At 75.9% G+C, this 13,010-nt stretch carries 2 protein-coding genes (1 of these 2 only partly in view); both read right to left on the bottom strand.

Annotation, left to right across the window (positions count from 1 at the left end):
- On the bottom strand, positions 1–3,606 hold the 5' portion of the coding sequence (locus tag ACFVXH_RS23530) for a type I polyketide synthase (RefSeq protein WP_387826884.1). The gene continues 14,691 nt to the left of window position 1, outside the view; 3,606 of the gene's 18,297 nt are visible here — the first part of the coding sequence; the start codon lies at positions 3,604–3,606; its stop codon lies off the left edge, out of view.
- Entirely contained in the window at positions 3,603–13,010 is a 9,408-nt protein-coding gene (locus tag ACFVXH_RS23525) for a type I polyketide synthase (protein WP_387826881.1), read from the bottom strand. The genes ACFVXH_RS23530 and ACFVXH_RS23525 overlap by 4 nt, the downstream gene beginning before the upstream one ends.

The following is a 13,010-nucleotide window of genomic DNA, read 5'->3' as shown; positions in this document are numbered from 1 at the left end:
GCTGACGACCTCGACGGCCGATCCGCCGTTCGCCACGGCGGCGGCCAGCGCCGCCACCCCGGGCGCCGACGGGCCGGACCGGGAGGTCAGAACCACCCTCGGCGCGCCGTGCTCAGCAAGCCACGGGCCGATGCAGACACCGATCGACCCCGTACCGCCGGTCAGCAGGACGGTGCCGCGCGGCGACCAGTCAGCCGACTCGACGCGCCGGGCCTCGGCCCGCACCAGACGGCGCAGGAACACACCCGACGGCCGCACCGCGACCTGGTCCTCACTGCCGTCCGCGAACACACCGACCAGACGAGCCGCGGCATCGGCGTCCAGCACCGGCGGCAGGTCGACCAGACCGCCCCACCAGTCCGCGTGCTCCAGGCCCACGGCCCGGCCCAGACCCCAGACCTGGGCCTGCACCGGACTGGTCGTCACCTCGTCGGCGCCGACCGCCACCGCGCCACGGGTCAGCACCCACAGCGGGGCCGTGACCCCGGTCTCGACCAGCACCCGGACCAGGTCGACCGTCCCGGCCAGACCGCCCGGAACCGACGGGTGCTCCGCCAGCGGCGTCTCGTCCAGGGCCAGCAGCGACACCACACCGGCCACGCCCTCGGCCAGTGCCGCGTCGACGTCCTCCGGTCCCGCGACGGCGACGACGCTCGCGCCGTGGGCCGTCAGCGCGTTCGCGACCGCCTCCCGGTCGGGGCCGTCGCCGACCAGCAGCCAGGTCCCCGACGGCGTGGCGGCCCGCTTCGCGTCGGCCGCCTGCCAGACGATCCGGTAGCGCCAGTCGTCCACCGAGGTGTCCGGGCCTGCGGCCTGGACGGAGGCCACGGCGCCGAGCCAGTAGCGCCGGCGCTGGAAGGCGTAGGTGGGCAGGTCCACGACCGTGCCGCCGCCCAGGAGCGCGGCCCAGTCGACGGGGAGGCCCCGCACGTAGGCCTCGGCGAGCGAGGCCAGAAGACGCCCGGCGCCGCCCTCCTCGCGCCGCAGGGTGCCCACCACGGCCGAGCCCTCGACGTCCTCGACGACGTCGCCCACCGCGCCGGTCAGCACCGCGTGCGGGGAGACCTCCACGAACGCCCCGTGCCCGGACTCGGCGAGGACGCGGACCGCCCGCTCGAACTCGACGGTCTCGCGGAGCGAGGCGTACCAGTAGTCGGGGTCCAGCTCCGGGCCCGAGAGCCAGGCGCCGGTCAGCGCGGAGACCATGGGGATCCGGGCCTCGGTCGGCGTGATGCCCTGGAGAACCGAGAGGATCTCCTCGCGCAGCTCGTCCACGTGGGCGCTGTGGGACGCGTAGTCGACCGGGATCATCCGGGCACGCGGCGAATCCCCACAGGCATCGGCGAGTTCGCGCAGTGCGTCAGCGTCACCGGAGACGACCGTCGCCGAAGGACCGTTCACGGCCGCGACCGACAGGCGGGAACCGTACGGGGCGATCCGGGCGCGGACGCCCTCCACCGGCTCGGCGATCGACAGCATCCCACCGCGACCAGCAAGGGTCTTCAGGGTCTTGCTCCGCAGAGCCACGACCTTCGCCGCGTCCTCCAGCGACAGGATCCCGGCCACCGCAGCCGCAGCGATCTCACCCTGCGAGTGACCCACCACGGCATCGGGAGCGACACCGGCCGCCTCCCACACCGCGGCGAGCGAGACCATCACCGCCCACAGCGCCGGCTGCACCACGTCAGCGGCCTCAAAGCCATGACGCCCGGCCAGGACATCGTCCAACTGCCAGTCCACATAAGGCGCCAGAGCCGCAGCACACTCCGCCAGCCGAGCCGCGAACACCGGCGAAACCTCCGCCAGCTCACGCCCCATCCCGACCCACTGACTCCCCTGCCCCGGGAAGACGAACACCGTCCGCCCCACACCCGCGGCGTCCACCGAGCCCGTGACCACGCCGGGCGCGGGCTGCCCCGCGGCGACGGCCGTCAGCCCCGCGGCGAGTCCGTCCCGGTCCGGGCCGAGCACGACGGCCCGGTGCTCCAGCGCCGACCGCGTCGTGGCCAGCGACCACGCGACGTCGCCGACCGACAACTCCGGCCGCTCCGCCACGTGTTCACGCAGTCGACCCGCCTGACCGGCCAGCGCCGCGGCGCTCTGCCCCGACACCACCCACGCGGGAAGGCCCTCGCCGGACAGGACGCGCGGCGCGGCGCCCGCCACGACCTCCGGACGGCCCGAGCCCGCCGGCGCCTCCTCCAGGATCAGGTGCGCGTTGGTGCCGCTGACGCCGAACGCGGACACGCCCGCGCGGCGCGGCTGCTCGCCCGCCGGCCACGCCACCGCTTCGCTCAGCAGCCGGACGTTGCCCGAGGCCCAGTCCACGTGCGGCGACGGGTTCCCGGCGAAGAGGGTCTTCGGCAGCACGCCGTGCTGCAGCGCCAGCACCATCTTGATCACACCGGCGACACCGCTCGCGCAGCCGGAGTGGCCGATGTTGGACTTCACCGAGCCCAGCCAGAGCGGCCGGTCGGCGGCGCGGTCCTCGGCCTGCCCGTAGGTGGCCAGCAGCGCCTGCGCCTCGATCGGGTCGCCCAGCGTGGTGCCCGTCCCGTGTGCCTCGACCACGTCCACGTCGGCCGCGGTCAAGCCGGCGTCGGCCAGCGCCGAGTGGATGACGCGGTACTGCGAGGGCCCGTTGGGGGCGGTGATGCCGTTGGAGGCGCCGTCCTGGTTGACGGCGCTGCCGCGGATCACGCCGAGCACCTGGTGGCCGTTGCGGCGGGCGTCGGAGAGGCGCTCCAGCGCGATGATGCCGGCGCCCTCGCCCCAGCCGATGCCGTCGGCCTCGGCGGCGAAGGACTTGCACCGGCCGTCGGCGGCCATGCCGCCCTGCTGGGAGAACTCGATGTACGCGTCGGGCATGACCAGCACCTCGACGCCGCCCGCCAGGGCGAGGGAGCACTCGCCCGAGCGCAGCGAGCGCACCGCGAGGTGGAGTGCCACGAGCGAGGAGGAGCAGGCGGTGTCGATCGTCACGGCGGGGCCGGTCAGGCCCAGCGTGTAGGAGATGCGTCCGGAGACGACGGCGGTCAGGCCGCCGGTCATCTTGTAGCCCTCGGCGCCGCTGCCGTTGCCGCCCACGCCCGAGCCGTACGCGGTGCCGCTGGCGCCGACGAACACGCCGGTGTCGGAGCCCTTCAGGGACATCGGGTCGATGCCGGCCCGCTCGACCGCCTCCCAGGCGGTCTCCAGCAGGATCCGCTGCTGCGGGTCCATCGCCAGGGCCTCGCGCGGGCTGATCCCGAAGAACCCGGGGTCGAAGTCGGCCACGTCGTAGAGGAATCCGCCGACCCGGGCGTACTCCTCGCCGGCGCGCGCGTCCGGGTTGCCGTAGGCGCGCTCCCACTCCGCCCAGCCGCGGTCGGTGGGGAAGCCGCCCATGGCGTCTGTCCCGGCGGAGAGCAGGTCCCAGAACCGGTCGGGGCCGGTGATGCCCCCGGCGTAGCGGCAGCCGAGGCCGACGACGGCGATCGGCTCGCGCTCGCCGGCTTCCAGTTCCTTGACGCGCTCGCGGGTCCGATACAGGTCGGCGGCGAGCTTCTTCAGAGTGTCGAGCAGCTGCTTGTCGCCGCCCGCCGCCTGCGCACCACCGGTCATCACGAAAGCCCCAATTCCTTGTTGATGAAGTCCAGGACCTCGCCGGCGTCGGCGTCGTCCAGTCGCCCGGCCAGCGTCTGCTGCTCCTGCTCGTCCTGCCGTGGTTGCTCGGTGTCGCCCAGCCAGCGGGAGAGCACGTTCCTCAGCCGCAGGGTCACGTCGCGCCGGGCGCCGCTGCCGCCGGGCACCGCCGCGAGCGCGGCCTCCAGGCGGTCGAGCCCGTCGAGCACCGGGTCGGTGCCAGGGGCGGCCCGGGTGTCGTCGGCGGGCGCGGCTCGCAGGCCGAGTTCGCCGTGCAGGTACTCGGCGAGTTCGGCGGGGGTCGGGTGGTCGAAGACGAGGGTGGCGGGCAGCCGCCGCCCGGTGGTGTCGGTGATCCGGTTGCGCAGGTCGACGGCCATCACGGAGTCGAAGCCGAGGTGGCGGAACGGTCGGCCCTTGGGCAGTGCTCCGGCGGTGTGGCCGAGGACGGCGGCGGCCTGGTCGCAGACGATCTCCACGAGTCGGCGCAGCTGCTCCGCGTGGGGCAGGCCGGCGAGTCGGTCGGCCAGGCCGGTGCCGTCCGGTCCGTCGCTCCCGGTGCCGGGGCCTGAGTCCGCGGGTTCCGGTCGGGTCCCGGCGTCGGGCAGGTCGGCGAGGAGGCGGCTGGGACGGCGCAGGGTGAACGTCGGGCCGAACACCGACCAGTCGATGTCGGCGACGGTGACGGCGTCCTCTCCCCCGTCCAGGGCCTGGCCGAGGGCGCGGACGGCGAGTTCGGGCGCCATGGCCCGGACGCCGTAGCGGGTCAGCCGGGTGGTCACGCTGCCGCCGCCCATGCCGCCGCCGTCCCACAGGCCCCAGGAGAGCGTGGTGGCGGGGCGGCCGGCGGCGCGGCGTTCGGCGGCGAGGCCGTCGAAGTAGCCGTTGGCGGCGGCGTAGCCGGCCTGGTCGCTGCCGCCCCAGACGGCGGCGCCGGAGGAGAACAGCACGAAGTCGTCGAGGCCGCGGTCGGCGGTCAGCTCGTCGAGCCAGCGGGCGCCGCCCGCCTTGGGGGCGCAGACCTCGGCCAGCCCGGCCGCGGTGGTCTCGCCGACGGTGCCGCCCTGGCCGACGCCCGCGGTGTGCAGCACCGTGGACAGGGCCGGGCCGCCGGTGGCGTCGATCCGGGCCAGCAGGGCGGCGACCTCGGCGCGCTCGGCGACGTCGCAGGCGACGACGTCGACGCCGGTGCCGCGGGCGGCGAGTTCGGCGGCGCGGGCGGCGACGCCCTCGGTGGCCGGGCCGCGACGGCCGGTCAGCACGACGCGCCGCGTGCCGCGGTCGGCGAGCCAGCGCGCGACGTGCTCGCCGATGGCGCCGGTCCCGCCGGTGACCAGGACGGTGCCGCGCGGGGTCCACGCGGCGCCGTTCGCCGGGGCCTGCGGCTGCGCGGCGCGCACCAGCCGTCGTCCGTACGCGCCGGACGGGCGCAGCGCCACCTGGTCCTCGCCGTCGCCGCCCGTGAGGACGGCGGCCAGGCGCCGCAGGGCGGGGCCGGTGTCCTCGGGACGCCGCGGCAGGTCGATCAGGCCGCCCCACAGGTCGGGGTGGGCGAGGGCGGCCGTCCGGCCGAGGGCCCAGATCTGGGCGTGGACGGGCGGGCCGGCCGGCTCGCCGTCGGTGGCGGCGGCCGCGCCCCGGGTCAGCACCCACAGCGGGGCGGCGGGCGTGTCGTCCCCGTCCCCGCGCCGGTCGGCGACGGCCTGGGCCAGGGCCAGGGTGGCGGCCAGGCCGCGCGGGACGCCGGGGTGGGCGTCGAGCGGCGCGGCCGCCTCGTCGTCGAGGGCGAGGGCGGAGACGATGCCGGAGAGGTCGGCGACACCGGTGGGCAGCGCGGCGGCGAGCGCCTCGCGGTCGGTGGTGTCGATACCGTCCCCGGGCACCGTGAGGACGCGGGCGCCGGCGGCCGTCAGGGCGTCGGCGACGTCCGGCGCGGAGCCGACGAGCAGCCAGGTGCCGGTCAGCGCGGTGCCGTGCTCGGGCAGGGCCGACCAGGCGATGCGGTAGCGCCAGCCGGCGACGGCCGACTCGGCGCGTTCGCGGTGGCGCCAGCCGGTGAGCGCGCCGAGGGCCGGGTCGGCCGGGTCGACGCCGAGCAGGTCGGCGAGGGCAGCGGCGTCACCGCGCTCGACGGCGTTCCAGAAGCCCGCCTCGGCGGGCGTGCCCGCGGTGACCGGCACGGTCGGGGCCTCGGTGGGCTCCGGCCAGAACCGGTCCCGCCGGAAGGCGTAGGTGGGCAGGTCCACAACCGTGCCGCCGCCCAGGAGCGCGGTCCAGGCGACGGGCAGGCCCCGGACGTAGGCCTCGGCGAGCGAGGCCAGAAGACGCCCGGCGCCGCCGTCCTCGCGGCGCAGGGTGCCGACCACGGCCGGGGTCCGGTCCGCGAAGGCGTCGCTGATCGCCGGGGTGAGCACCGGGTGCGGGGACACCTCGACGTACGCCCCGTGGCCCGCGTCGGCGAGGATCCGCACGGCGCGGTCGAACTCGACGGTCTCCCGGAGGGACGCGTACCAGTAGGCCGGGTCCAGCTCCGGGCCGGACAGCCACGCGCCGGTCATGGCGGAGACCATGGGGATGCGGGCCTCGGTCGGCGTGATGCCCTGGAGGACGGCGAGGATCTCCTCGCGCAGCTCGTCCACGTGCGCGCTGTGCGAGGCGTAGTCCACCGGGATCATCCGGGCACGCGGGAACTCCCCGCAGGAGTCGGCGAGTTCGCGCAGCGCATCGGCGTCACCGGAGACGACCGTAGCCGACGGACCGTTCACGGCCGCGACCGACAGCCGGGAACCGTACGGGGCGATCCGGGCGCGGACACCGTCCACCGGCTCCGCGATCGACAGCATCCCGCCACGACCCGCCAGCGCCTTCAGGGTCTTGCTCCGCAGAGCCACCACCTTGGCGGCATCGTCCAGCGAGAGAATCCCCGCGACGGCAGCCGCCGCGATCTCGCCCTGCGAGTGACCGACCACGGCATCGGGAGCGACACCGGCCGCCTCCCAGACGGCGGCGAGCGAGACCATCACGGCCCACAGCGCCGGCTGCACCACATCGGCGGCCTCGAAGCCGTGAAGCCCGGCCAGAACGTCGTCCAACTGCCAGTCCACGTACGGCGCGAGAGCCTCGGCACACTCGGCCAGCCGCGCCGCGAACACCGGCGAGGCCTCCGCCAGCTCGCGACCCATCCCGACCCACTGGCTGCCCTGGCCGGGGAAGACGAACACCGTCCGCCCGACCCCGTCCGGGGCGACCTCGCCGGTGACCACGCCGGGCGCGGGCTGTCCGGTGGCGACGGCCGAGAGCCCCGCCTCCAGTTCGTCCCGGTCCGCTCCCAGCACCACCGCGCGCTGCTCGAAGGCCGACCGCGTCGTGGCCAGCGACCACGCGACGTCACCGACCGGCAGCTCCGGCCGCTCCGCGACGTGCTCGCGCAGCCGGCCCGCCTGACCGGCGAGCGTCTGCCCGTCACGGCCGGACAACACCCACGCCGGGAGGGGTCGCGTCAGGACCGGCGCGAGGTCCTCGGCGGCGTCCTCGGGGACGGTCTCCGCCTCGACCGGCGCCTCTTCGATGATCACGTGCGCGTTGGTGCCGCTGATCCCGAACGCCGAGACACCCGCCCGGCGCGGCCGCTCGCCCGCCGGCCACGCCACCTCGTCCTGCAGCAGCCGGACGTTGCCCGTCTCCCAATCGACGTGCGAGGACGGCTCGTCCGCGTGCAGCGTCTTCGGCAGCACACCGGCTTGCAGCGCCAGCACCATCTTGATCACACCCGCCACACCGGCGGCCTGCTGGGCGTGCCCGATGTTGGACTTCACCGACCCCAGCCACAACGGCCGGTCCTCGAACCGCTCCTGGCCGTACGTGGCCAGCAGCGCACCGGCCTCGATCGGGTCGCCCAGCTCCGTGCCCGTCCCGTGCGCCTCGACCGCGTCCACGTCCGCCGCCGAGATCCGGGCGTTGGCCAGCGCCGCGCGGATGACGCGCTGCTGCGAGGGGCCGTTGGGGGCGGTGAGGCCGTTGGAGGCGCCGTCCTGGTTGATGGCGCTGCCGCGCACCACGCCGAGCACCCGGTGCCCGTTGCGGCGGGCGTCGGAGAGGCGTTCGAGCACCACGATGCCGACGCCCTCGCCCATGCCCATGCCGTCGGCGCCCTCACCGAAGGCCTTGCACCGGCCGTCGGCCGACAGCGCGCGCAGCCGCGAGAAGCCGACGAACTCGCCCGGGTCGGCCATCACCGTCACGCCGCCCGCCAGGGCGACCGAGCACTCGCCCGACCGCAGCGACTGCACGGCCTGGTGCAGCGCGACCAGCGAGGAGGAGCAGGCGGTGTCCACCGTCATCGCCGGGCCCACCAGGCCCAGCGCGTAGGCGATCCGGCCGGACAACACGCTCATCGCCGTGCCGGTCATGCGGTGTCCTTCGGACCCGGCGGTCTCCTCCACCACGCCGAGGTAGGTCGACCGGGCCGCGCCGACGAACACGCCGGTCGCGGAGCCGTGCAGCGACTTCGGGTCGATGCCCGCGCGCTCGACGGCCTCCCAGGAGGTCTCCAGCAGCAGCCGCTGCTGGGGGTCCATCGACAGGGCCTCGCGCGGGCTGATCCCGAAGAAGGCGGCGTCGAACTCGGCGGCCCCGGTCAGGAAGCCGCCCTCGGCGACGTAGGTCTTGCCCTCGGCGTCCGGGTCCGGGTCGAAGAGGCCCTCGGTGTTCCAGCCGCGGTCGGTCGGGAAGCCGCCGATCGCGTCCCCGTGCTCGGCCAGGAGGGCCCAGAGCTCCTCGGGGGTCCGGATCCCGCCGGGGTAGCGGCAGGCCATGCCGACGATCGCGACCGGTTCGGCGGGGGCCGCGACCACGGCGGGCACCGGCCCGGCGCCGGCCGCCGTCTCGGCCCCGAAGAGCCGGGAGAGGATCTCCTCGGCCAGGGCGGCCGGGTTGGGGTGGTCGAACACGACCGTGGCGGGCAGCCGGACGCCCGCGGCGCCGCCCAGCCGGTTGCGCAGTTCGACGGCGGTCAGCGAGTCGAAGCCGAGCTCCCGGAAGGCGCGCGTGGTCGGGACCTCGGCCGCGGAGCCGTGGCCGAGGACGGCGGCGGCGTGCGCGCGGACCAGCTCGACCACCGCGCGGCGGCGCTCGGCGGCGGTCAGGCCGACGAGGGCGCGGAACAGTTCGCCGGTGGCCTCGGCCGGCCGGTCCGACCCGGCGGCGTCCGGGCCCCGGTCCTCCTGCTCCCGGGCCTCGGGGATGGCGTCCAGCAGCGGGCGCGGGCGCGCCGCGCGGAACACCGGCGCGAACTTCTCCCACGTCACGTCGGCGAGCGCGATGAAGGTCTCGTCGTCCGCGAGGGTCTGGTCCAGCGCCGTCAGCGCCCGTTCGGTCTCGAGGAAGTTCATCCCCTGCCGGCGGAGCCGTCGGGGCGTCACCCGGCCGGGGCTGTGGTCCATCAGGTCGTCGACCGCGTCCCAGTCCCGGGAGTCCCAGACGCCCCAGGCGATCGAGGTGCCCGGCAGGCCCCGGGCCCGGCGGTCCTCGGCCAGGCCGTCGAGGAAGGCGTTCCCCGCCGCGTACGGGCCGTGGTCGTTGCTCCCCCAGGTCGCCGAGATCGAGGAGAACAGCACGAACTCGTCCACGTCCAGCGCGGCCGTCGCCTCGTCCAGGTAGGTGGCCCCGGCGGCCTTGGCGCTGAGCGCCGCCGCCAGGCCCTCCCTGGTGGTGTCCTCGACCCGGGCCAGGTAGCCGGTGTTGGCGGAGTGCAGGACCGTGGACAGGTCCGGTCCGGTGGCCTCGATCCGGGCGACGAGGTCGGTGACGTCCCGGCGGACGCCGGTGTCGCAGCTGACGATGTCGACGGCCGTCCCGGCGGTCGCCATCGCGGCCGCGAGTTCCACCGCCCCCTCCGCGGACGGGCCGGAACGGCTCGTCAGCACGACGCGCGGGGTGTCCCGCTCGGCGAGCCAGCGCGCGACGCAGGCCCCGATCGAGCCGGTGCCGCCGGTCAGCAGCACGGTGCCGCGCGCCCGCCAGGGGGCGCGGCCGGCCGGCCGCGGCTCGGCCCGCACCAGGCGGCGGGCGAGCGTGCCGGAGGGGCGCAGGGCGACCTGGTCCTCCGTGCGGTCCGCGAGGACCGCGACCAGCCGGGCGCCGGTCCGCGCGTCGAACTCCGGCGGGAGGTCGACCAACCCGCCCCAGCTGTCCGGGAGTTCCATACCGATGACGCGGCCCATGCCCCACAGCTGGGTCTGCACGGGGGCGGTCGTCACCTCGTCCGGTCCGGTCTGCACCGCGCCCCGGGTCAGCAGCCACAGCGGGGCGTCGACGCCGGTCCGGCGCAGCGCCTGGACGAGGTCGACCGTCGCGGCGGTGCCGCGCGGGATCCACGGGTACGCCGGGTCGTGGCCCTCCTCCAGCGCCAGCAGGGACACCACGCCGGACACGGGGCCGGTGACGGCCTGGTCGAGGGTCTCGACGCCGGTCCGGACGACCTGCGCGCCGTGGTCGGCCAGGGTGCGGGCGCACGCGTCGGCCACGTCCCCCTCGCCGACGAGCAGCCAGATGCCGGACAGGGCCGGTACGGCGGCCGGGTCCGCGTCCGCGGGCTGCCAGCGGATCCGGTAGCGCCAGTCGTCGACGCCCGCCGCGCCCGCCGGCCGGGCCGGGGCCGCCGGCCAGTACCGCTGGCGCTGGAAGGCGTAGGTCGGCAGCGCGACGGTCGTGCCGTCGCCGAGCACCGCCGCCCAGTCGACAGGGGCGCCGCCCGTGTACGCCTCGGCGAGCGAGGTCAGCAGGCGCTCGGCGCCGCCCTCGTCGCGGCGCAGGGTGCCCACCACGGTCGGGGAGCGGTCCTCCAGGCTGTCGGCGATCGCCGGGGTCAGCACCGGGTGCGGGGAGACCTCCAGGAACACGCCGTGTCCGGCCTCGCCGAGGGTCCGTACGGCACGGTCGAACTCGACCGTCTCGCGCAGGGAGGCGTACCAGTACGCCGGATCCAGCTCCGGGCCGGACAGCCACGCGCCGGTCAGCGCGGAGATCATCGGGACCTGCACCTCGCGGGGGGCGATGCCCTGGAGCACGGCGAGGATCTCCTCACGCAGCTCGTCCACGTGGGCGCTGTGCGAGGCGTAGTCCACCGGAATCATCCGGGCACGCGGCGAATCCCCGCACGCCTCGGCGAGTTCGCGCAGCGCGTCGGCGTCACCGGACACCACCGTCGCCGACGGGCCGTTCACGGCCGCGACCGACAGCCGGGAACCGTACAAAGCGATCCGCGCGCGGACACCCGCCACCGGCTCCGCGATCGACAGCATCCCGCCACGACCCGCCAGCGCCTTCAGGGTCTTGCTCCGCAGAGCAACGACCTTGGCGGCATCGTCGAGGGAGAGAATCCCGGCCACAGCGGCGGCGGCGATCTCGCCCTGCGAGTGACCCACCACAGCGTCCGGAGCAACACCGGCCGCCTCCCACACAGCGGCGAGCGAGACCATCACGGCCCACAGCGCCGGCTGCACCACATCGGCGGCCTCGAAACCGTGAAGGCCCGCCAGCACATCGTCCAACTGCCAGTCCACATAAGGCGCCAGAGCCGCAGCACACTCGGCCAGCCGAGCCGCGAACACCGGCGACGAAGCGGCCAACTCACGCCCCATCCCGACCCACTGGCTCCCCTGCCCCGGGAAGACGAAGACCGTCCGCCCGGCGCCGCCGGAGGCCACCGACCCGGTCACCACACCCGCCGCGGGCTGTCCCGTGGCCACCGCCGCGAGACCCGCCGCGAGCTCACTCCGCTCGCCGCCCAGCACCACCGCACGCCGCTCGAAGGCCGACCGCGTCGTGGCCAGCGACCACGCGACGTCACCGACCGGCAGCTCCGGCCGCGCCAGCACGTGCTCGCGCAGCCGGCCCGCCTGACCGGCCAGCGCGGTCGCGTTGCGGCCCGACACCACCCAGGCCGACGCCGCCGTCGGCAGGACGGGCGCCGGGCGCTCCTCGTCCGGCGTCGGCTCCTCGTTCACCGCCGGCTCCCCGGCCGTCGGCGCGGGCGCCTCCTCCAGGATCACGTGGACGTTCGTCCCGCTCGCGCCGAACGCCGACACACCTGCTCGGCGCACCCGCTCGCCCGCCGGCCACTCCACCGGTTCCTGGAGCAGCCGGACGTTCCCCGAGGCCCAGTCGACGTGCGAGGTCGGCTCCCCGGCGTGCAGGGTCCTGGGCAGGGTGCCGTGCCGCAGGGCGAGCACCATCTTCATCACGCCGCCGACGCCGGCGGCCTGCTGGGCGTGGCCGATGTTGGACTTGAGCGAGCCGAGCCACAGCGGCCGGTCCTCGTCGCGGCCCTGTCCGTAGGTGGCCAGCAGCGCGCCGGCCTCGATCGGGTCGCCCAGCTCCGTGCCCGTCCCGTGCGCCTCGACCGCGTCGACCTCGGCGGCCGTCAGGCGGGCGTCGGCGAGGGCGGCCCGGATGACCCGGCGCTGCGCGGGCGCGCTGGGCGCCGTCAGGCCGTTCGACGCGCCGTCCTGGTTCATCGCGCTGCCGCGGATGACCGCCAGGACGCGGTGGCCGTTGCGGCGGGCGTCCGACAGGCGCTCCAGCAGGACGAGTCCGGCGCCCTCGCCCCAGCCGGTGCCGTCGGCGTCCTCCGAGAACGGCTTGCAGCGTCCGTCGGAGGCGAGGCCCTGCTGGCGGGCGAAGTCGGCGAACATCACCGGGGTGGACATCACCATCACGCCGCCGGCGAGGGCGAGCGAGCACTCGCCCGTGCGCAGCGAGCGGGCCGCCAGGTGGACGGCGGCCAGCGAGGAGGAGCAGGCCGTGTCGACGGTCACGGCGGGCCCGTTCAGGCCCAGGGTGTAGGAGACCCGGCCGGAGAGCACGCTGATCGCGCTGCCGGTGACCAGGTGGCCCTCGTCGTGGCCGTGTTCGCGCGCGTACCAGTCGTAGCCGGACGCGCTGGCGCCGACGAACACGCCGGTGTGCGAGCCGCGCAGGGCGCGCGGGTCGAGTCCGGCGTGCTCCAGGGTCTCCCAGGCGACCTCCATCACGAGGCGCTGCTGGGGGTCCATCGCGAGGGCCTCGCGCGGGCTGATGCCGAAGAAGCCGGGGTCGAACTCGGCCGCGTCGGGGAGGAAGCCGCCGCGGGTCTCGTAGCCGTGGGTGGCCGCCTCGCCCGGGTCCCAGCCGCGGTCGGCGGGGAAGTCGCCGACCGCGTCGGTGCCGGTGGCGACCAGGTTCCAGAGCTCGTCCGGCGTGCGCACGCCGCCCGGGTAGCGGCAGCCCATGCCGACGACGGCGATGGGCTCGCCGGTCACGGTCTCCAACTCGCGGACGCGCTCGCGGCTCTCGTGCAGCTCGGCCGTGACGCGCTTCAGGAAGTACCGGAGCTTGTCCTCGCTCAC

This window comes from Kitasatospora sp. NPDC058184 (genome assembly GCF_042883725.1).
Taxonomy (GTDB): Bacteria; Actinomycetota; Actinomycetes; order Streptomycetales; family Streptomycetaceae; genus Kitasatospora.
This window is presented reverse-complemented; position numbering and strand designations above follow the sequence as displayed.